Genomic DNA, 23,892 nt, shown 5'->3' on the forward strand with positions numbered 1-23,892 from the left:
GTTCGGATACCGACAGCATGAACGACAAGGTCAAAGCACTTTCGCGCAACATCGAAGCGATCTATCCCTTGGCGCCGATGCAGCAGGGACTGCTGTTCCACAGCCTGCTCAATCCCGGCAAAGGCATGTACCTGCTGCAGTACCGGCATGTCATGGTGCTCCCGGACCTGAACCTGGAAGCCTTTCGCCAGGCCTGGGCCCAGGTGATCGAGCGCCACGAACTGTTGCGCACCTCGTTCGTCTGGAAGCAGCAGAAGCGGCCGATGCAGGTGGTACACAAACAGGTCGAGCTGCCGCTGACCTTCGAGGACTGGTCGCACCTGGACGGCGCCACCCAGCAGCAGCGCCTCGACCGCCTGCTGGCCGAAGAACGCGCCGAAGGCCTGGACTTCACCAAAGCGCCGCTCATGCGCATCCGCCTGTACAAGCTGGCGCCGGACACCTATCAGTTCGTGCGCAGCTATCACCACATCCTCATGGATGCCTGGTGCTTTTCGATCATCATGGTCGACTTCTTCAAGAACTACCGCGCCGCTTCGCAAGGCCAGCGCCTGGAGCAGCCCAAGCCGCGACCCTACCGCGACTTCGTGCGCTGGCTGGAAAGCCAGAACAGCGAGGACCACCGGCAGTTCTGGCAACAGCGCCTGGCCGGTTTCGACACGCCCAACGAATTCGGCTTCGGCTACGCCGGGCGCGTCACCGAGGCCGCCGAGCCGGTCGAGGACTGCGTGCAGCGGCTCAGCGCCGAACAGACCCGCAGCCTGCAACAGGTCGCCGCGCAGCATGGCATCACGCTGAACACCCTGGTGCAGGGCGCCTGGACCTTGCTCATGAGCCGCTACAGCGGCGATCGCGACCTGGTGGTCGGCATCACCGTGGCCGGGCGCCCGGTGCACCTGGCGGGCATGGACAGCATCGTCGGTTTGTTCATCAACAGCCTGCCGCTGCGTTGGCAGTGCAATCCTCAGGATCGCCTCGGCGCCTGGCTGCGCGGGCTGCAGGACGAAAGCCTGAGCCTGCGCGAGCACGAGAGCGTGTCACTGGCCGAGATTCAGGGCTGGAGCGACGTGCAGCGCCAGGACCTGTTCCACAGCCTGTTCGTCTTCGAAAATGCGCCGATCACCGACGATGTCCGGCAGGGGCAGTTGGATTACCTGATCAGCGACATGCACAACCGAACCCACACCAACTACCCGATCACCGTGGTGATCATCCCCGGCGAGTGCCTGCACCTGCAGTTGACCTACCTCACCGACTGGTTCCTGCGCCCGGAAGTGGAGCGCATGCTCGGTCACCTTCGCCGGTTGCTGCTGGAGATGGCTCAAGCCCTGGGGCGTGACCCGGACACGCCGCTGCACCGCCTGAGCATGCTCGACGACAGCGAAATCGCCACCCAGCACGCCTGGGCCGGCGGCGAACTGGCCGCGCAACCCGAGGCACTGCAACCGCTGTACATCGAGCGCTTGCAGCGACAAGTGCGCGCCACCCCGCACCACGCGGCCCTGATCCACGATCAGCAGCAACTGACCTTCGACCAGCTCAACCGCGCCGCCAACCGCCTGGCGCGCCACTTGCGCGAGCAGGGCGTGCAGCCCGACCAGTTGATTGCCGTGTTCGACGAGCGCGGGCTGGACCTGGTGGTCATGATCGTGGCCATCCTCAAGGCCGGCGCCGGCTGGCTGCCGCTGGATCCGCGCAACCCGGCGCAGCGTCTGGCCCAGGTGCTGCGCCAGAGCCGCACGCCACTGCTGCTGCACAGCGCCGAGATGGCCGAGCTGTCCGCCGAAGCGCTGGCGCTGCTCGACGCGCCGCCACGGCACTTGCGCTACGACGCTGCCGAGCTGGTGCACTACAGCGACACCGACCTCGACCTGCCGGTCCATCCCGCGTCGCTGGCCTACTGCATCTTCACCTCCGGCTCCACCGGCACGCCGAAGGGCGCCATGGTCGCCCAGGCCGGGATGCTCAACAACATGCTCGGCAAGCTGCCAGGTCTGGCGCTCGATGCCGACGATGTCATCGCCCAGAGCGCGCCGCAGTGCTTCGACATTTCCGTGTGGCAGACCTTGGCCGGGATGATCTTCGGCGCGCGCACCGTGATCCTGGCCGACTGCGTGATGCAGCATCCGCAGCGACTGGCCGACACCCTGGTCACGCAAGGGATCACGGTGCTCGAAGCCGTGCCTTCGTTGATGCAGAGTCTGCTCGACATCGACCTGCAGCACACGCGCCTGCGCTGGCTGCTGGCCACCGGCGAGGCCTTGCCCGCCGCCCTGGCGCGGCGCTGGTTCGACCAGCACCCTCAGATCGTGCTGATGAACGCCTATGGCCCGGCCGAATGTTCGGACGACGTCGCCTTCCACCCCTTGTTCGAGCGCCTGCCGCAGACGCGCAGCAACGTGCCGATCGGCAAGGCGACCCTGAACAACCGGCTGTACCTGCTCGATGCCGACCTGCAGCCGGTGCCTCTGGGTGCGGTGGGCGAGATCTTCGTTGCCGGGGTCGGCGTCGGGCGTGGCTACATGGCCGATCCGGCGCGCACGGCCGCGGTGTTCCTGCCCGATCCGCTGGCCAACGACGGCAGTCGCCTGTACCGCACCGGCGATCTGGCGCGCTGGCTGCCTGAAGGCGATCTGGAATACGTCGGGCGTACCGACCATCAGGTGAAGATTCGCGGGCACCGCATCGAGCTGGATGAAATCGAAGCCTGCCTGGCTCGTCATCCGGGCGTGCGCGAGGTGGTGGTGGTCGCGCGCGACGATGCCCAGCGCGCCAAGGTGCTGGTGGCGTACGTCACCGCTGACGGCGAGCCGAGCGTCGAGGCGCTGCGCGAGCATGTGCTGGCGCACCTGCCGCCATACATGGTGCCGAGCGCCTTCATGTTGCTCGAGCGCTTGCCGCTGAACGGCAATGGCAAGGTCGACCGCAAGGCGCTGCCGGCGCCGGACTTCGCAGCGCAGAGCCTGGCCCGCTACGTGGCGCCGAGCAGTGCACTGCAACAGCAGATGGTCGACGCCTGGCAGCAGGTGCTGGGGCTGGCGCAGGTGGGCGTGCAGGACAACTTCTTCGAGCTGGGCGGCCATTCGCTGCTGGCCACGCAACTGATCGGCCTGGTCGGCAAGCTGACCGGCAAGGACCTGCCACTGCGGGTGGTGTTCGAGCATCCCACCATCACCGCGATGGCCGAATGGCTCGACACGCGCGAGCAGCCGGCCAAGCAGGGGCCGAGCCGTTTGTCACGGCCGACGCCGGTGCCGCTGTCCTTCGCCCAGCAACGCCTGTGGTTCCTCCAGCAGCTCGACCCCCAGAGCCCGGCGTACAACCTCAGCGGCGCGGTGCGCCTGAGCGGCGCGCTGGCGGTAGATGACCTGCAGCAGGCGCTGCAATGCCTGGTGGACCAGCACGAGGTGTTGCGCACTCGCTTCCATGACGGCACCGATGGTCCCGTCCAGCACGTGCTGGCGCACCTGCACCTGGCGCTGCCGGTGATCGAGGTCGATGACGAAGCGGCGCTGCACCATAAGCTGCGCCAAGACGCGATGACAGCGTTCCGGCTCGACTGCGAGCCGTTGCTGCGGGTGCGTCTGTACCGGCTGCAAACGGACCTGCATGTGCTGTCGCTGAACTGCCACCACATCGTGGCCGACGGCTGGTCGCTGCACCTGCTGATCGACGGCATGTGCCAGCACTACCGCGCCTTGCGCAGTGGCCAGGCCCTTGAGCAGACGCCGCTGCAATTGCAGTACGCCGACTATGCGGTCTGGCAGCACCAGTGGATGCAGGGCCAGGACTGTAGCCAGGAACTGGCCTTCTGGCGCGAGCAACTAGCCGGTGAGCTGCCGGTGCTCGACCTGTCGCCGGACTTCCCGCGTCCAACCCAGGCCAGCCAGGCCGGTGCGCGTGTCGAGGTCCGGCTGCCAGAAGCCTTGGCCGCACGCCTGCGCGCCTTCAGTGCGCGCCACGGCTGGAGCAACTTCATCCCGTTGCTGAGCGCATTCCAGCTTCTGGTGCGCAGCCGCAGCGGCGAACAGGACGTGCTGATCGGCGTGCCGGCGGCCAACCGTCACCATGCCGTGCTGCAGCCGCTGGTGGGCTGCTTCGTCAACACCCTGGTCTACCGCCAGCACCTGCCGGGCGAGCGCAGCCTGCTGCAACTGATGGGCGATTTGCAGGCCTTGTCGGTGGCGGTGCAGTCGCATCAGGACCTGCCATTCGACTACCTGATCGAGCAACTGGGTGTGGTGCGTCAGGTCAGCTACAACCCGCTGTTCCAAGTGATGTTCAACTACTTCCCCGGCAATGCCCTGGAGCGTTTCGAGTTGACGGAGCTGATCGCCGAGCCGATCGACAATCGGCCCGACAGCGCCTTGTGCGACCTGAACCTGGACGTGCGCGACAGCGAGCATGGCATCGCCCTGAGCCTGCAATACAGCACCGACTTGTTCCGCGAATCGACCGTGCAGGCCATGGCCGAGGACTACCTGTCGCTGCTCGAGGCCCTGTTGACCCACCCCGAGCGCGCGCTGGGCGAGTTGAACCAGGCCGGGGCAGGGCGCGACGCTGCGCGTCTGCCTGGCGTGGCGGTGCCGCCTGGGCAAAGCCTGTTGCAGGCGTTCGCCACCCACGCGGCCCGCCACCCCGAGGCGCTGGCCGTGCAGGACGCCGGGCGGCAGTTGAACTACGCCGAACTGGACCAGGCCTCCAGCCACTTGGCCGCCGCCCTGCAAGCCCATGGCGCCGGGCCTGAGCAGCGCGTCGTGCTGTGCTTGCCGCGCGACCATCGCCTGCCGCTGGCGATGCTGGCCGTGCTCAAGAGCGGCGCCGCCTACGTACCGCTTGCCGAAGACACGCCCAGCGAGCGCGCCCGGCACATCCTCGCCTCTTGCGCCCCGGCCCTGTGCCTGGGCACCGCCGACACCTTGCCGGCGCTGCGGGCAGCCACCGAGGCACCGCTGCTGGACCTCGATACCTTGCGCTGCGACACGCCGCTATGCCCGAACCCGCCGCATCCGGCGCAACTGGCCTATGTGCTGTACACCTCCGGCTCCACCGGCAAACCCAAGGGCGTGGCCATCAGCCGTGGCAACCTCGACAACCTGATGCAGGCGGTGGACCAGGTGCTGCCGCTGACCACCGGCGATCGCGTGCTGGCCCTGACCACCGCGACCTTCGACATCGCCATCGTAGAGCTGCTGCTGCCGTTGGCGCGTGGCGCCAGCGTGCTGCTGGCCGACCGCGAGCAGGCCCGCGATCCGCAGGCCATCGATGCGCTGTTGCAGCACCTGCGTCCCAGCGTCATGCAGGCCACGCCCGCGACCTGGCGGATGCTGGTCGCGCACACCCACAGCACCTGGCAGGGCGTGCGGGCGATTTCCGGTGGCGAGGCGCTGCCGGCGGCCTTGGCCGAAGCGATGCAGGCGCGAGGGGCGTCGGTCATCAACGGCTACGGTCCCACCGAAGCCACGGTCTACAGCACCTTCGAGGTGTGCAGTGCGGCGCTGCGGGGCACTGAGGTGCCGATCGGTATGCCTGTGGCCAACACCCGCGCCTATGTGCTCGATGCCGACCTGCAACCGGTGCCCGAGGGCGTGATCGGCGAGCTGTACCTGGCCGGTGAGCATCTCGGGCGTGGCTACTTCGCCGCCCCCACGCTGACCGCCAGCGCTTTCCTGCCCGACCCGTTCGTCCCCGGCGCCCGCATGTACCGCAGCGGCGACCGGGTCCGGCGCAACGCCGCCGGCAGCCTGGACTACCTGGGGCGCGTGGATTTCCAGGTCAAGCTGCGCGGGCTGCGTATCGAGCTGGGCGAGATCGAAGCGGCCATGGCCGCCATCGCCGGTGTCGAGGAAGCGGCCGTGGCTTTGCTGGGGCAGGGCGAACAGCAGCGTCTGGTGGCCTACCACAGCGGCGACGAGCGCTCGGCGAGCGTGCTGCGCGAAGCGCTCGCCACGCAGTTGCCGGACTACATGCTGCCCAGCCAGTTCGTCTGGCTGCAGCGCCTGCCGCTGAGCCCCAGCGGCAAGGTCGAGCGCAAGGCGCTGCCGGCGCCGAGCGTGCAGCAAGGGCAGGCCAGCGCGCTCGAAGGCCATTGGCAGCAGGTGCTGGCCCGTCTCTGGCGGGAGCTGCTGGGCTGCCACGAAGTCGGTGCGTTCGATCACTTCTTCGAGCTGGGCGGCCACTCGCTGCTGGCGGCCCGACTGGTGGCGCGCCTTGCCGAGCAGCAGGGTCGACGCCTGCCGTTGCGGGCGGTGTTCGAGCACCCTCGACTGGTCGATCTGGCCAAGTGCCTGGAACAGACCGAAACTGAGGGCGACAGCCTGTTACGCCCGCGGCAGACGTCCAGCGCGCCGCTGCATTTCACCCAGCAGCGCCTGTGGTTCCTCGACCGCCTGCAAGGCGACACCCAGGCGTATCACCTGTCGGTGGCCCTGCATTTGGACGGCGTGTTGCGCCCGGAACTGCTCGAACAGGCCCTGGAGCAGCTCGCCCAGCGTCAACACAGCCTGCGCACCCTGTTCGTTGACGACGAGACGGGGCCTGTGCAGCGGGTCGAGGACACCTCGACGGGGCGCCTGGACGTGCAGACGCTGTCGCTCGATCCCCATTCGCCCGCGTTCGCCCAGTACCTCAGCGACGAGGCCAAGCGCGCCTTCGACCTGGGCACTGCGCCGCTGTGGCGCGTGCGCCTGTATCAGGGCCAGACGCACAGCGTGTTGCAGGTGACGTTGCACCACATCATCGCCGACGCGCGTTCGTTGGAGGTCTTCTGCCACGAACTGCAAGCCCTCTACCAGGCGCTGCTGGAAGGGCGCAGCGCCGATTTGCCCGCGCTGGTGTTGCAGTTCGCCGACATCGCCGACAGTTGGCAAGGCCCTGCCGGGCAAGCACAGATCGAACAGCAGTTGCAGTACTGGCGCGACAAGCTGGCGGGTGAGCCGCCCGTGCTGGATGTGCCGACCGACCTGCCGCGTCCGGCAGTGCAGGGCTTCAAGGGCCGGCGCCTGCGCTTCACGCTGCCGCAGGCGTTGGTGCAGCGCCTGCGTGACAGCGCCCGGCAGCAAGGCCTGACCGCCTTCGCGCCGTTGCTGGCTGCCTGGAAAGTGCTGCTGGCGCGCCACAGTGGGCAGCGCGAGTTGTGGGTGGGTCTACCGGTGGCGCACCGTCACCAGGCGCACACCGACCACCTCATCGGCTACTTCGCCACCACCCAGGTGGTGCGCAGCGTCATCGAGCCGACGCAGACGGTCGAGGCGTTCTGGCAGCAACTGCAGGCTGACCATCTCCAGGCCCAGCAATACGCCGACGTCCCCTTCGAGCGCCTGGTCGACGCCCTCCAGGTGCGTCGCGACCTGAGCCACACGCCGCTGTTCCAGGCGCTGTTCAACCTGATCCAGAGCGATCTGACCCAAGGTTCGCAGCAGTTCGCTGGCCTGTCGGCGCAGCGTCTGGCGGTGGAGAGCGACAGCGCGCTGGTCGACCTGGGGCTGCACGTCGAGCAACAGGGCGCAAGCTGGCCCTGCGTGCTGGAGTACAACACCGAGTTGTTCCTGCCGAGCACGGCCCAGCGTTACGTCGATGAATACCTGCACCTGCTGCACGGCATGCTCGAGCGTCCGCAGGCTGCGCTGTGGGACATCGACCTGGCCAACACCGACCACGCACTGGCCGAGCGCCCCTGGAACCTGCCCGGTCGCACGCAGCAGGCCACCGACGATCTCATCCAGCGCTTCGAACGGCATGCGGCGCTCACCCCCGAGGCCCTGGCGGTGGACTGCCAGGATGAACAGATGAGCTACGCTGCGCTCAACGCGCGGGCCAATCGCCTGGCTCACTGGCTGCGCGCGCAGGGCGTCGGTCGCGACGACCTGGTCGCAGTCTGCTTGAGCCGTGGCCCCTGGCTGTTGCCGACCCTGCTGGGCATCCTCAAGGCAGGCGCCGCGTATTTACCGCTGGACCCGCAGCAGCCCGGTGAACGCCTGCGCAGTATCCTCGCCCACGCGCGCCCAGTGCTGACACTGGGCGAGCAGGGCAGTGCCGAGGTGCTGGGCGAGGCTGCCGTGCACGAGGTCGATGGGCTGGCGCTGACCTCGCAGCCGGCAAACAACCTTGAGCTTGGCGTACACCCGCTGCAGCGCGCCTACGTGATCTACACCTCCGGCTCCACCGGGCTGCCCAAAGGCGTGCAGATCACCCGGCAGAGCTTGGGCAATCTGCTCGCCGGTCTCGACCGGCACCTGCCACTGAGCGCCGAAGATGTCTGGCTGGCCAGCACCACCTACGCCTTCGACATGTGCAAGCCCGAGCTCTTCCTGCCATTGGTCAACGGTGCCTCGCTACTGCTGGCGCGGCGTGAACAAGTGGTCGATGGTCATCGGCTGTTCGAGCTGCTGCGCCGCGCCAGCGTGTTCCAGGCCACGCCGGCCGGCTGGCAACTGCTGCTGGAAACCGGACAGCGTCACTGGCCAGCCGTGCGCGGCCTGATCGGCGGCGAAGCGGTGCCGGGCGAGCTGGTGCGCAGCCTGTCGGCACTGGGGGTGCGCCTGATCAATGCCTACGGGCCGACCGAGACCACGGTCTGGTCCACGCTGCAACCGCTGGAAACAGCGCCCCAGGGCATCGCCGACATCGGCACGCCGTTGCTCAACACCCGCTGCTACGTGCTCGACGAGCACCTGCGTCCGGTGCCGCTGGGCACTACCGGCGAGCTGTACATCGCCGGCAGCGGCGTTGCGCGCGGCTATCAGCATGCGCCGCAACTGACCGCCGCCAGCTTCCTGCCCGACCCGTACGCGCCCGAGCCGGGCGCGCGGATGTACCGCACCGGCGATCTGGTGCGCCGCCGGGGCGATGGTCGCCTGGCCTATGTCGGGCGCAGCGACTTCCAGATCAAGGTGCGTGGGTTCCGCATCGAACCGGGTGAGGTGGAGACACTGCTGCGCGGTTATCCGGGCGTGGAGGAGGCGGTCGTCATGCCCGCGCCCGACGGCCAGGGGCTGTTCGCCTGGCTGCAGACGCCCTCGGCGCTCGATCAACAGGCCTTGCGCCGCGCGCTGGAAGCGCGGCTGCCGGCCTACATGATCCCGACCGCCTTCGTCGAGCAACCCCGCTTCGCCCTCAACAGCAACGGCAAGATCGACCGCAAGGCCCTGCCGTTGCCGATGCTCGACCGCGCGATCGGCGTGGCGCCGCGTACGCCGCTGGAGACGCAGTTGGCCGAGCTCTGGCAGGACCTGTTGCAGGTGCCGCAGGTGGGGGTGACCAGCAGTTTCTTCGAACTGGGCGGGCACTCGTTGTTGGCGATGCGCCTGATGACCCAGATCGAGACACGCTTTGGCGTGCGCATCGAGCTGCGCAGCCTGTTCCAGGACCCGACCATCGCCGGGCTGGCCGCACAGATCGAGCAGCCCCAGGGCCTGCTCGGTGACCAGGCGCTGGACGAGATGCAACGCCTGTTATCAGAGATGGAAGACTAAGGATGAGTGGCATGACGCAAAACGGCTTCCTTGAGATCGCCCAGCGCCTGGCCTCGTTGCCAGCGGACAAGAAGCGGCTGTTCCGCCAGCGCTTGGCCGAAAAGGGCATCGACAGTTGGCGCCTGCCCATCGTCGCGCAGCCCGCGGGCGAGGGGGTTGGCCCCTGCCTGTCCCAGGCCCAGCGGCGTTTCCTCGCTGCCGAGGCGCTGAGCAATCGCGCTCTGTACAACCTCGCCTCGGTGCTGCGTTTCGACGGCCGCCTGGACCTGGAGCGGCTGCGCCAGGCCATGCAACAGCTCAGCGACCGTCACCAGATCCTGCGCACGCGCTACGTCGCCGATGCCCAAGGTCAGTGGCAGGCGCTGTGCACGCCGGTGGCGGTGGCGCTGCCGCCGATGTCACCAATCACGGCGCAGGACACCGACGCCTGGTGCGCCGACGAATACGCCCGGCAATTGGCCGAGCCCTTCGATCTGGCGCAGCAGGTGCCCTGGCGCTGGCAGGCCTTCAGCGACGCCGAGGCCGGCACCACCTGGCTGTTCCTGACCCTGCATCACGTGGCCTACGACGCCTGGTCGGCGCAGCAACTGACCCAGGAACTGGCCGAGGCCTACAGGGCCTTGCAGGCCGGTGACACGGCACAACAACCTGAGCTGAGCATCCAGTACGCCGACTACGCGGCCTGGGAGCAGGAATGGCTGGACAGCGACGAATGCCAGCGCCAGGTCGATTACTGGCGTGCGCAGCTCGACGATGCCCCGGCGCCGCTGAGCTTGCCACTGGACCGCCCGCGTCCTGCGCCCAGCCAGCGTAGCCATGCTGGCGCCGTAATCACCCGGGTGCTGCCGGACAGCCTGACCAAGACGCTCGACGCGGCCATCCGCCGCCAGGGCGTGACCCTGTACCTGTATGGCCTCACCGCCTTCAGTTGGCTGCTGGCGCGCTACAGCGGCGAGCGCGATTTCTGCCTGGGCACCTCGGTGGCGCTGCGCGACCGGCCCGAATTGATGCCGCTGATCGGGCCGCTGCTCAACACCCTGGTGATCCGTCAGACGCTGCAGCAAGACGCCGACTTCGCCAGCGCCCTGCGCAGCACTCGCGACCGGGTGGCGGGGGCCTACGATCATCAGCGCCTGCCGTTCGAGAACATGCTGCAGAGCCTGCAACCGCCGCGCAGCAGCGCCTTGTTCCAGGTGATGTTCGTACAGGTCGATCTGCCGGCCAGTCGTACGCTGGCGCTGCCGGGCGTGGGCGTGGAGGTGCTGGACCCGCCCCAGCGGCATGCCCGCTTCGACCTCACCCTGCGTCTGGTACGCAGCGCCGAGGGCGCCGTGCGCTGCGAACTGGAATACAGCGAGGAGCTGTTCGACGCCGCGACCGTTGAGCAGATGCTGGACGATCTGACGGCGCTCCTCGGTCAGGTCTGCGAGGATCCTGCCGTGGCGCTGGGCGACCTGCGCCTGGCCTCGCCGGGCAGTGAACTGTGCGCGCCCGCCTTGCAGGCGCCCACGCAGCCGCTCGACCGCCAGGTCCTCGAACATGCCCGGCGCACGCCTGAGGCCGTGGCGCTGCACGGGCCGCACGTCACCCTCGACTACGCCACCTTGGGCGGCGCCAGCCAGGCGTTGGCGCAGCGCTTGGCTGACAGTGGCGTCGCACCCGGCGCGGTAGTGGCCTTGTGCATGAGCCGCTGCCCTGAGCAGGTGGTGGCGACCCTGGCCTGCTGGCATCGCGGCGCAGTCTGCCTGTTCCTCGATCCCGCGCAGCCCGCTCAGCGTCATCAGCAACTGGTGCACGACAGCGGTGCCTGCCTGTGGCTGAGCCTGGGTGAAGCGCCGCCCCCGGGCAGCGACCTGGCCAGCCTGACGCTGACCCGCGCCGACCTGTACAGCGCCGCTGCGCCCACCGCTGTCGCCAGCCTCAGCGACCCGGCGCTGGCGGCGTACCTGATCTACACCTCGGGTTCCAGCGGTCAGCCCAAAGGCGTGCGGGTCAGCCACGGCAACCTGGCGCACTACGCCGCGGCCGTGGTCGAACGCCTGCAGGCCCCGGCGGATAGCCGCTGGGCAAGCCTGGCCACGGTCGCGGCGGACCTGGGCCTGACCTCGGTGTTCGCCGCCTTGCAGGCCGGGCAGACGTTGGTGCTGCCACCGCCAGCCTTGGCCTTCGATCCACCGGCCTGGGCCGACTTCCTCGACCAGTCTCCAGTCGATTGCCTGAAGATCGCCCCCTCGCACCTACGCGGCCTGTTGGCACTGGCCGATGCCGAGCGGGTGTTGCCCCGCGAGCGCTTGATCGTGGGCGGCGAAGGCTTCGATCCGGCGCTGCTGGCGCAGGTGCGTCGATTAGCGCCGGGGCTGCGCGTGTTCAATCACTACGGCCCCTCGGAAACCACGGTCGGTGTGGTCTGCGGTGAAGTCGACGAATCCCTCCACTGCGCCAGCAGCCAGTACTTGCCCCTGGGCCAGCCCCTGGCCGGTTGCCGCCTGCGGGTGGTCGATGCGCAGGGCAACCGGGTCCCGCGTGGCGTGGCAGGCGAGCTGATCATCGCCGGCCCGCAGGTGGCGCTGGGTTACCTCAATCAGCCCGAGGCCAGTGCCCAGGTGTTTGGCGTGGACGCCGATGGCGAGCGCCACTACCGCACCGGCGACCGCGTGCGTCTGGACCGCGCGGGCCTGCTGACCTTTCTCGGTCGGCGCGACGAACAGGTCAAGATCCGGGGCTTTCGCGTGGAGCCGGGCGAGGTCACGGCGTGGCTCAACGCTCAGCCCCAGGTACGCGAAGCGGCGGTGGTGCCGAGCGAAGATCAGGGCCGCGCACAATTGCTCGCTTACCTGAGCCCGGCGTTGGCGGCGCACGACCTTGCCGAGCTGCAAGCCAGCGCCCGTGCTGCGCTGCCCGAGGCGATGATCCCGGCGCACTGGGTGCTGCTCGACGCCTTGCCGCTGACGGCCAACGGCAAGCTCGACCGCCGCGCGCTGCCTGTGCCTGCCGAGGCCGAGCGCAGCGCGGCCCAGGCGCCGCAGGGTGGGACCGAAGCGACCTTGGCGCGGTTGTGGCAAGCGTTGCTGGGCGTCGAGGCTGTCGGACGCGGCGACGACTTCTTCGCCCTGGGTGGCGACTCCATTCTCAGCCTGCAACTGATCGCCCAGGCTCGCCGCGAAGGGCTGCGCCTCAAGCCCCGCGATGTCCAGCAGCACCCGGTGCTGGCGGATCTGGCGCTGCATCTGGATTGCCAGTCGCAGCCGGCGCTGAGGGCCGTGCTGGAAGCCTTCCGCGAGGTGCTGGCACAGCCTGCGCTGGGGGCCGACGACGATTTTCATGGCGCCGGCGGCGATTCGATCCTGGCCCTGCAACTGATCGCCCGGCTACGGCGCGCCGAGATGCGCCTCACGCCGCGTCAGTTGCACGCCCATCCCACGCCGCGCGCCCTGGCCGGGGTGCTGGCGCCGTCAGCGCCGGTCGCCGAGGCCGTGCCGGTCGCTGACACGCCGACGCCCACCAGTGGCCGTTATCCGCTGTCCCACGCCCAGCAGCGGGTGTGGTTCATGCAGCAACTGGACCCGCAGCAGACCGCCTACAACGTCACCCAATTGCTGTCGCTGCAAGGCCCGTTGGATGTGGCGCGCCTGCAACGTGCCTGCGAGGCGCTGGTGACGCGTCACGAGGCGCTGCGCTGCCGCTTCTTCGAGGCCGACGGCGAGGTCTGGCAGCGCCTGGATCAGAGCGCCGGGCTGCACTTCGAACGGCATGCGCTGCACGATCTCGACGCGGCCGAGCAACAGGCATTGATCGCCCGCTGTGCGGGGCGCGCCTTCGATCTGGGCGAAGGCCCGCTGCTGGCGGTGGATCTGCTGTGCCTGGGGCCGCAGGACTACCGCCTGTTGTTCAACGTCCACCACATTGCCGTCGATGGCTGGTCCATGGGCTTGCTGGTGAAGGATCTCGCGCAGCTTTATCAGGGCCAAGCCACGCCCGCGCCGCACGGTCTTCTGCCATGGATCGCCCAGCAGCGCGCGCACCTGCAGGGTGAGCAGGGCGACGCGCTGCTGGGCTACTGGCAGACGCGTTTGCAGGGCCTGCCCGATGCGCCGCTGCAATGGCCGCAGCAACCGCAACGTCCCACGGTGCAGGACTACCGCGGCGCGCGCGACAGCTTCGTGGTGCCGCAGGCACTGGACGCGGCCCTGGCCAGCCGCGCCGCCACCTTGGGCGTCACGCCCTTCGTGCTGTATTTCGCGGCCTACCAACTGCTGCTGTCGCGTCACACCGGCAGCCAGGACTTCGCGATCGGTCTGCCGGTGGCCGGACGCGAGTCGGTGGAAGGCCAGCACTGGGTCGGGTTGTTCGTCAACACCCTGGTCTGCCGAGTGCGGATCGACGTCCAGCAGGCCGTGCAGGACTTCCTGCGCCAGTTGGGCGATCGCTTGGCAGACGACCTGGAGCACCAGTCGCTGCCGTTCGAGCACCTGCTCGACGTGCTTGGCGTGCAGCGCAGCCTGGACCGCACGCCGGTGTTCCAGACCCTGTTCAACTTCCAGGTCGACCACGATCAGGCGCGGCGCCTGGAACTGGCGGATGTGCAGGTGCAGGCGTTGCCGCTGCCTGAAGGGGTGGTCAGCGCCAAGTTCGACCTCACCTTCAACCTGTTCAGCCAAGGGCGCGGCGAGCAGGCCCGCACCCAACTGATCGTCGAGCGAGCCTGTGCCTTGCTCGACGCGCCGACCGTGCAGCGCCTGGTCGACGACTACTTGGGGATGCTCGAGGTGCTGGCCCATGGCGAGCTGCACGCGCCGCTGCTGGAACTGCCGTTGCGCAGCCTCGCGCCATCACCCGAACCAGGGCCGCAACGCCCGCTGCTGGCCTGTGACGACTTCGTCAGCCGCTTCGAGGCCATGGCCAAGCAGCAGCCGCACGCGGTGGCGGTCTACTGCGCCGACCGACAAATGCGCTACGGCGAGCTCGATGCCCAGGCCAACCGCCTGGCCCATTGGCTGCTCGAACAGGGCGTGAGGCCGGAGAGCACCGTCGCGTTCTGCCTGCCCCGCGACGAACGCCTGCTGATCTGCCTGCTGGCCATCCAGAAAGCCGGGGCCTGTTACCTGCCGCTGGACCCCACCCATCCCCCCGCACGCCTGACGCAGATCCTCGAACGTGCGCAGCCGCTGCTGGTGCTCTGCGATGAACCCTTGACTGCGCTGACGCGACCTGAGCGCTGGTGGCGCTGGAGCGCGTTGGATGTGCAGCACTTCGCGGCCCTGGCGCCTGACGTCCCGCGCGCATTGGCGCAACTGGCGTACACGCTGTACACCTCCGGCTCCACCGGGCAACCCAAGGGTGTGCAGGTCAGTCGCGGCAACTTCGCCAACTTCCTGCTGGCCATGGAGCAGGCGCTGGCCCTGGACGGTGTTCAGCGCTACCTGGCACTGACCACGGTGAGTTTCGACATTTCCGGCCTGGAGCTGTGCCTGCCGCTGGTGCGTGGCGCGGCCGTGGTGCTGGCCGATGACGCCCAGCGCCAGGACCCGTTGCTGCTGGCGCACGTGATCGATCACCACCAGGTGCAGTTGATCCAGGCCACCCCGGCCACCTGGCGCCTGCTGCTGGAAAGCGCCCCGCAGGTGCTCGACGGGCGCATTGCCCTGGCCGGTGGCGAGGCGGTGTCGGCCGAGCTCGCCCAGGCGCTGACGGCGCGGGTCGCACGCCTGCACAACGTCTATGGACCGACCGAGACCACCGTCTGGTCGACCCAGACCCTGCTGGAGACGCTGGATCAAGCCAGCGCCCCCATCGGCCACGCGTTGCTCAATACGCGCTGCCATGTGCTCGACGAGCACCTGCGCGAAGTGCCGCTGGGCGCCGTGGGCGAGCTGTACATCGCCGGGGCAGGACTCGCCAGGGGCTATGCCGGGCAACCGGGGCTGACCGCCGAGCGTTTCATCGCCGATCCCTTCGCCGCCGATGGCGGGCGCCTGTACCGTACCGGCGACCTGGCGCGTCGGCAGGCGGATGGTCAGTTGTATTTCCTCGGCCGCAACGATGACCAGATCAAGCTGCGTGGTTTCCGCATCGAGCTGGGTGAAATCGAAGCGGCGCTGCTGGCCCATGCCCAGGTCAGCCAGGCCGTGGTGGCGGTGCAGGGCGAGCACCTGGCCGGTTTCTGGGTCGGTGCGCTCGAACAGGAAGGTCAACTGCGCGAGCACCTGCTGGCGCGCTTGCCGGCATACATGGTGCCGACCCATCTGCAGCGCCTGGCGCACTTGCCGCTCAACAGCAATGGCAAGGTCGATCGCAAGCAGTTGCCGTTGGCCCAGGTGTCGATGCCGTCAGCAGAGGCTTCGGGGCGGGCGCTGACACCCCGCGAAGCCGGTCTGGCCGAGGTCTGGCAGCAGGTGCTGGGCGTGCCAGTGCTGGCCGCCGAGGCCGACTTCTTCAGGCTTGGCGGCCACTCGCTGAACGCCGCCCAAGTGCGGGCGCGGCTGCGCGAGCAAGGGCTCGACATGCCCCTGCGCTGGCTGTTCGAAACCCCGCAACTGGCGGCGCTGGCGTCCCGCCTCGATACGTTGCAGGCCGGGCAGAGCGGGGCATCGGCGCCGATGACCCGCGTCGACCTGGCGCAGGAGCAGGTGTTGTCCTCGGCGCAGCAGCGGGTGTGGCTGATGCAGCAGCTCGAACCGGCTGACAGCAGCTTCAACATGAACAGCCAGATCCGCCTGCGCGGTGCGCTCGACGTCGAGGCGCTGCGCGGCGCGATCCAGCGCGTGGTCGAACGTCATGCCATTCTGCGCACGACCTACCATGGCCGCGACGGCGAGCCGCGCCAGCGTATCGCCGCGCCCCAGGCGGGCGTGCTGCAGTGCATCGACAGCGATGGCCAGCGCTGGGAGCAGGCCGCGCTGGAGCTGGCGACACGCCCGTTCGACCTGAGCCAGGAACCCTCGCTGCGCGCCGTGCTGTACCGCCTGGCTGAGCATGAGCACGTCCTGCAACTGGTGCTGCACCACATCGCTTCCGATGGCTGGTCTGGCTCGGTGCTGATCGGCGAGATCGTCGAAGGCTACGAGCAGGCGTGCGCGGGGCGCGTGCCGGCATTGACCGAACTGCCGATCCAGTACGTGGACTACGCCGTCTGGGAGCGCTCCAGCGCGACCCGGGCGCGACACCGCGAAGGCCTGGCATTCTGGCGCAGGCGTTTGTCCGGCATGCCCGCGCAGGTGCCGCTGCCGTTCGATTTCCCGCGCGCCGAGCACAGCGACAGCCGCGGCGCGGCGGTGGACTTCCAACTTCCGGCGGCCACCGTGGCGCGTCTGAACGCCTTGGCCCAGGCCACCGGTACGTCGTTGTTCATGGTGCTGCTGACCTGCTACGGGGCCGTGCTGCACCACGAAAGCCACGGACGCGACCTGGTGATCGGCACCGACCTGGCCAACCGCGAACATCCGGATACCGAATCGCTGATCGGCTTCTTCGTCAACCTGCTGGCGCTGCGCCTGGCGCTGCAACCGGAGCGCAGTTTCCGCGAGCATCTGCTGCAGGTGCGTGAAACCTGCCTGGAGGCCTTCGCTTGGCAGGACACGCCCTTCGACCAGGTGGTGGAGTGCCTGCAACTGCCGCGCATCGCCAACCAGCATCCGCTGCTGCAGACCCTGTTCGTACTCGACAACACGCCACGCCAGACCCGTCGCCTGGGCGAGCTGGAGGTCGAGCCGCTGCTGCACGAGCAGCGTCACTCCAAGTTCGACATGGCGCTGTTCGCCCGTGCCGAGGGCGATGCCCTGGCGCTGCGCTGGGTCTATCGCCCGAGCTTGTTCCGCGCAGCCACCGTCGAGCGCCTGCGCGACACCTTCCTCACGCTGCTGGAGCAGGCGCTGCACGCGCCGGACAGCAGCCTGGAGGCACTGATTCCGACGTCTACCGGAGCTGTCACCATGTCCACCGACAACCCTCTGCAACGCAAGATGAGCAAGCTGGGGCGGATGCGCCAGGGCGCAGGCGCCGCGCCGCGCGCCCCGATCGACACGCGGCCGCTGCGCGAGGGCTCGCGTTTCCCGCTGCTGGTGCAGTTGCGCGACGGCGAACTGGCCCCGGCGGTGTGGGCCGAGCGCAACCGAGAGCAGGTGGAACAGTGGCTGCGCGAGCATGGCGGCCTGCTGTTCCGCGGCTTCGACCTGCCCGATCCGGCGGCTTTCGAGGCGTTCTGCCAGGCCCTGTGCCCGCAGTTGTACGGCCAGTACGGCGACCTGCCGAAGAAGGAGGGTGGCAAGAACATCTACAAGTCCACGCCCTATCCGAAGGACCGCATGATCCTGTTCCACAACGAAAGCGCGCACCAGCACCGCTGGCCGCGTCGGCAATGGTTCTACTGCGAGGTGCCGGCCCGCGTGGGCGGCGCCACGCCGATCGTCGACAGCCGCGAGGTGTTCCGCGAACTGCCCGCGTGGCTGCAGGACAACCTGCGCCGCAAGCAGCTGATGTACGTGCGCAATTTCAGCCGTAGCCTGGATGTGAGTTGGCAGCATTTCTTCCAGACCGAGTCGCGCAGCGAGGTGGAGCGGCTGTGTCTGGACACCGGCATCCAGTTCCACTGGCAGGGCGCCGACGACCTGCATACCCGTCAGGTATGCCCGGCGGTGATCCTGCACCCGCTGACCGGTGAAGAGAGCTTCTTCAACCAGATCCAGCTGTATCACCCGGCTTTCCTCGACGACGACATTCGCCAGCAGTTCCTGCGCGACGGCGAAGCGGCCCTGCCACGCCAGGTGTTCTACGGCGACGGCAGTGAACTGGAGACAGCCGCCATCGACGCCATCAACGCCGCCTACGCGCGTTGCGCCGTGCGTTTCGACTGGCAGCAGGGCGATGTGGTGATGCTCGACAACATGCTCGCCGCCCATGCCCGCGACCCCTTCGAGGGCGAACGCAAGATCGTGGTGGCCATGGGCGAGATCTATGGCCGTGATCAGGTCACGGCGGCCCCGGCGCCTGCCGTACAGCAATTGGAAGAGTCGAACCCATGATGGATCTTGGACTGAATCTGTCACCGCAACAGAAACAACTGGCCCAGGCCAACCCACAGCCGTACCGCTGGGCGTGGTTGCAATTGGGCGGCGCGGGCGAGCACACCTGGACGCGGCTGCAGGACTACCTGCACGCGCACCAGGCCCTGCACATGCGCTACGAGCGCCCACAAGGGGCCACCGGCCTGCGCCAGCGCCGTGCGGCGGCAGGCGCCTTGACCTTGAGCTGGCGCCGCGTGGCGGATGAGCGCCTGACCAGTACCGATCAATGGCTGGCCGACGCCCGCGCCCATTGCGCGGCCGAACAGCCGGACCTGCTGGCCTGGCTGCTCGGCGAGCGTCTGCTATTGGCCCTGCCAGCCTACTCGGCCGACCTGCGCAGTGTGGCGCAGTTGCGCGACGCGCTGCTCGGCGTGCCCAGCGGCGTCGAGGAACCGATGCAGTACGAGGACTACGTGCTGTGGATCAACGGCCTGCAACAGGACGAGGATGCCGAACAGGGCACGCAGTTCTGGCGCAACCTGGGGCTGCACGCCTTGCCGGGCCTGCGCCTGGTGGAGCGTTACGGCGTGGCCAGCGGCGAGCGCGGCGAGCAGCGACAGGTGCTGCCTGAGGCAGTGATATCGGCATTGCTGGCCGCTGAGGGCGATCCACAGACCACGCTGTTGGCCGCCTGGGCGGCCTTGCTGGCGCGGCTCAACGGCCAGCGCCAGGCGCAGGTCGGCATCGTCCATGATCCGCGCGACGACTATGAAGAACTGCAAGGCGCCTGCGGGGTGTTCGAGCAGGTACTGCCGATGGTGGTGCAATTGTCTGAGCACAGCACCTTGGGGAGCCTGTCGCGCCAGCTCTCGCGTCAACTCGAACAGGCCGTGGCGTGGCAGGAATACGTGGGGCAGGCGCAGTTGCTGCCGGACTGCCGCGCCAGCTTGCAGGCGGCGGTGCAGGTCAGCCGTGTCGAGGGCCTGGAGGCGGTGCAGTGGGTGTCCTGCGAAACCCCGGTCGAGCTGCTGCTGCACCTGAGCCTCGACTCGGCCGGGCGGGGGCAGTTGGCGCTGGTCTACGACGCGGGGCTGTACCGCCAAGCGCAGGTGCAGCGCCTGCTGTCTCGCTTCGCCCAGTGGCTCGAACGGCTGCTGCTGGCGCCGCAGCAGGTGCTGGATGCCGTCGACGCCTTGCTCGATGACGAGCGCGTCGCGCCAGAGACACCAACGCTGCCGGCGGACCTGGACATCGTCGCCGCCGTGCGCCGCCACGCCCGCGAACACCCCGAGCGTGCGGCCCTGCGCTTCGCTCGCCAGTCGTTCACCTATGCCCAGCTCGATGCCTTGAGCGATCAGGTGGCCGCCAGCCTGCGCCAGCACGGGGCCGGGCGCGATCAGCGGGTCGGTCTGTACCTGCCCAGGGGCGCCGAGATGCTGGTGGCCATGCTCGCCTGCTTCAAGGCCGGAGCCGCCTACCTGCCGCTGGATCCGCAACAGCCGCCGATGCGCCTGGCGAGCATACTCAAGGATGCGCAGCCGTGCGTGTTGCTGCACGCGCCAGGTGCCGCGCCGGACAGCGAGGTGCCATGCCTGGATTGGGCGACTGCGGTGCAGGCTCCGCCCATCGAAGGCGTCGAAGCCGCCGCCGCCAATGACCTGGCCTATGTGCTCTACACCTCCGGCACCAGCGGTCGGCCCAAGGGCGTGCAGATCGAGCAGGGCCAACTGCGCCATTACACGACGCAGGTGACCCACGCCTTGCAACTGCCCGAGGGCGGGCACTACGGGCTGGTGTCCTCGTTGCTCGCCGACCTGGGCAATACCGTGCTGTTCCCCGCCTGGCTGCAAGGCGGCTGTGTGCACCTGCTGGAACAATCGGTGGTCACCGACGCCCAGGCCTTCGCCGAGGCCATGCGTGAGCACCCGCTGGATGTCTTGAAAATCGTCCCGTCGCATCTGCTGGCGCTGCTGGGCGGGCACACCGAGGCCCAGTCGCTGCCGCGTCAGGTCCTGGTGCTGGGTGGCGAGCCGGTCAGCGATACGCTGCTGGAGCGCCTGCAACAGGCGCGTTCGGGCTGCCGCGTGTACAACCATTACGGACCTACGGAAACCACGGTCGGCGTGCTCTGGCGCGCGCTGGACCTCAACGGCCAGCGCACCGACAGCGCATTGAGCCAGGTGCTGGGCGATAACCGCATCGCCTTGCTGGACGAGCAGGGACGCGCGGTGCCCAGTGGTCAGGCGGGTGAGTTGTGCATCACCGGCGCGAGCGTCGGGCGTGGCTACCTGGGCGCTGTGGAAGGCAGCACGTTTGGCGTCGATCCGCAGGACGGCCGGCGCCGCTACCGCAGCGGCGATCTGGCCCTGCGCCAGGCCGATGGTGCGCTGCGCCTGCTCGGGCGCAATGACCAGCAGGTGAAGATCCGTGGCCTGCGCCTGGAACTGGGAGAAGTGGAGCAGGCGCTGCGCAGCGAGCCAGGCGTCGAGCAGGCGGCGGTTCTGTTGGACGGCGAGGGCGACCACGCGCGGTTGCTGGCATTCGTCGTGACGGCCGACGATGCAGGCCAGGTCGAGTCGCTGCGTGACAGCCTGGCGCTGCGCCTGCCGGACTACATGCTGCCCAGCGCCGTGTTCGCACTGCGCACGTTGCCGCTCACCAACAACGGCAAGCTCGACCGCCAGGGGCTGCTGGCCCTGGCCCGGCAGCGACTGCAACACACCCGCGTACCCCCGCGCGATGCCCAGGAGGCAGCGGTGCTGCAGATCTGGAGCGAGGTACTCGACAACACCGAGCTGGGCGTCACTGACAACTTCTTCACGGTCGGCGGCCACTCACTGGCGGCGATCAAGGTGGTCTCGCTGCTGCGCGAGCGGCTGGGGCTGGACCTGCCGACCAAGCTGCTGTTCGAACGGCACACGGTGCGGGCGTTGGTCGAAGGGTTACAGGACGGCGGCGACACGCCGTTCCAGGTACTGCACGACGCGGGTGAGCACGCGCCCTGCGTGTTGCTGGTGCACGGCGTCCAAGGCCACGTGCACACCTATCAGCCGCTGGTCGAACGGCTCGGTGGCCGGGTATCGCTGTATGGGCTCAGTGCTCCGGAGCAGGGCTGGGATGGCCGCGATATGACGGCGCTGCTCGATCAGTACGTGCTCAGTTTGCCCGCGCACCTGAAGTCGCGGCCTTTGGTGTTGCTGGGCTGGAGCTTGGCCTCGCGCCTGGCGCTGTTGCTGGTGCCGGTGCTGCAGGCCCAGGGCTTCGAGGTGGCGGCGCTGGCGGTGATCGACCACGACCCGCAACGCAGCCTGGCGGGCGAGGACGACGAGGTGGGTCAATTGACCGCCGATGTGGCCTGGTACTGCCGTCAGCAGGGTCATCCCATGGGCGAGGCGCTGCATGAGCACCTCGACCGCACGCTGGCCGGGCTGAGTTATCCGGATGCCGTGGCGCGCCTGCTGCAAGACCCTCAGGCGCGTGAGCACCTGGGCGCGCTGGCTGACGAACATCACCTGCACGCTGTGTTGACGGCGCAGCGGGCGATCAAGACGCAGCTCTACCAGCAGCGCTTGCCGCAGGTCGATGTGCCGGTGTGGCTGTGGCGCGGCAATGCCCATGGCGATCTGTCTGCCCAGTGGCAGGCGCACACCAGCGCTCAGGTCCAGCAATGGACCCTGGACGTCGGTCACCGAGCACTGCTGGATGAAGCACGCCTGGCCGAACGGTTGGTGGCGCTGCTGGCGCCGTTCGCGGCCAGGATGGAGTCGATGCCATGAACCTGATGAAAGAGCTGTTGCGCCTGGCCCGCTGGCGCATCCTGCTGGCGGTGCTCGCCAGCGCGGTCAGCGCCGCCACCAGCATCGGGCTGATCGGCTACATCAACCGCAGCCTGGACCAGGGCGTGGTGGACTTCGGCGCGGCGCTGCTGCTGTTCGGGGGCTTGCTGGTGCTGTTGTTCGTCAGCGGCGTGTGCTCGCAGTGGCTGCTGGTGCAGATCGGCCATCGTCTGGTGTATCAGTTGCGCATGCGCCTGGTCGGCAAGGTGCTGGTCACGGCGCTGGAGCGGATCGAGCGCCTGGGCACGCCGCGCATCTACAACGCCCTGACCAAGGACGTGAACACCGTGGCCACGGCGTTCAAGCAGTTGCCCATCTCGCTGTACAACGGCCTGTTGCTGCTGGCCGGTCTGGGCTACATGGCGTGGCTGAGCCTGTCGTTCTTCGCCTTGACGCTGGCGGTGATCGCCGCGGGTGTGGGCCTGGACATCCTCCTGGGACGCCGGGTCAAGGCGCTGATGCAGGCGGTGCGTCGGCAGGACGACGAGTTGGCCGAGCAGTACGAGGCCGCCATCGAGGGCCGCTGCGAGCTGGGCCTGAGCCGGCGCCGTCGCTACTTCCTGTACGACGGCAAGCTCGAACCGATCGCCCGCGCCTCGCTGGACGCCTCGGTGCGGGCCGACACACTGTGGGCGATCAACCTGAACTGGACCACGCTGCTGGTGTTCTTGCTGATCGGTACGTTGTTCTTCCTCGGCCAGGGCCTGGCGCTGCTCAGCCAGGAGGTGGTGGTGGGCTACGTGCTGGCGATCATGTTTCTGCGCACGCCGATCGCGATGATCCTCGATGCCATTCCGGCCGTGATTCGCGGCCATGTGGCGTTGCAGGCCATCGATGCCCTGGACCTGGGCGAGGGCTTCGGCCAGGGCACGGCAGCCCAGGCGGTCGAGCCGTTCCAGAAGCTGCAACTGTCCGGGGTGCGTTATCGCTATCCCGGTCAGCGCGATGACTTCGGCTTCGAGCTGGGCCCGATCGACCTGACGATCCGTCGCGGTGAACTGATCTTCATCGTCGGCGGCAATGGCAGCGGCAAGTCGACCCTGGCCAAGCTGCTCACCGGCCTCTACAGCCCCAGTGCGGGGCAGGTGTTGCTCAACGGAGTGTCGATGTCCGCTGAGCAGAGTGACGCGCATCGCGAGCATTTCGCAGCGATCTTCGCCGATTTCTACCTGTTCGCCGATGTGCTGGGCAAGCTGGGGGAAAGCGAGGGGTTGCAGGCGCGGGTCGAGCATTACCTGGAGCGCCTGGGCCTGACCCATAAGGTGCGCTTCGTTGAGGGTCGACTGTCTACCACTTCGCTCTCGCAAGGGCAGCGCAAGCGCCTGGCACTACTGCTGCTGATGATGGAGGGGCGCGAGGTGTTCCTGCTCGACGAATGGGCCGCCGACCAGGACCCGGTGTTCCGCCACGTGTTCTACAAGGAGCTGTTGCCCGAGCTCAAGGCCGCGGGCAAGACGGTGATCGCCATCACCCACGATGACCGCTACTTCGATGTGGCCGATCGTATCTACCGGCTCGATTACGGTCAGTTGGTGGACTACGACCGCAGCGCCGAAAGCCCCTTCCAGTTGGCCAAGGGATGAA

The 23,892-nt window shown here is 68.4% G+C and carries 4 protein-coding genes; all 4 read left to right on the forward strand.

Features of this window, described 5'->3' with window-relative positions; translation table 11 throughout:
- Positions 1 to 17 precede the first annotated feature (17 nt).
- From ACK2SD_RS11415 to ACK2SD_RS11430, 4 genes are read left to right on the forward strand one after another with little or no spacing between them, the layout of a single operon-like run.
- Positions 18 to 9,473, forward strand: a complete 9,456-nt coding sequence (locus ACK2SD_RS11415; protein WP_412462169.1) for an amino acid adenylation domain-containing protein — start codon at positions 18 to 20, stop codon at positions 9,471 to 9,473.
- Between the two features lie 11 nt (positions 9,474 to 9,484).
- Complete coding sequence (locus ACK2SD_RS11420) at positions 9,485 to 18,490, forward strand: amino acid adenylation domain-containing protein (protein WP_412462170.1); 9,006 nt, start codon at positions 9,485 to 9,487, stop codon at positions 18,488 to 18,490.
- The gene (locus tag ACK2SD_RS11425; RefSeq protein ID WP_412462171.1) at positions 18,487 to 22,248 is read left to right on the forward strand and encodes a non-ribosomal peptide synthetase; all 3,762 of its coding nucleotides are present in this window, start codon (positions 18,487 to 18,489) and stop codon (positions 22,246 to 22,248) included. Before ACK2SD_RS11420 ends, ACK2SD_RS11425 begins: the two co-directional genes overlap by 4 nt.
- The gene (locus tag ACK2SD_RS11430) at positions 22,245 to 23,891 is read left to right on the forward strand and encodes a cyclic peptide export ABC transporter (RefSeq protein ID WP_412462172.1); all 1,647 of its coding nucleotides are present in this window, start codon (positions 22,245 to 22,247) and stop codon (positions 23,889 to 23,891) included. The genes ACK2SD_RS11425 and ACK2SD_RS11430 overlap by 4 nt, the downstream gene beginning before the upstream one ends.
- Position 23,892 lies beyond the last annotated feature (1 nt).

The sequence above is a fragment of the Pseudomonas sp. SC11 genome (genome assembly GCF_047039205.1).
GTDB lineage: Bacteria > Pseudomonadota > Gammaproteobacteria > Pseudomonadales > Pseudomonadaceae > Aquipseudomonas > Aquipseudomonas boreofloridensis.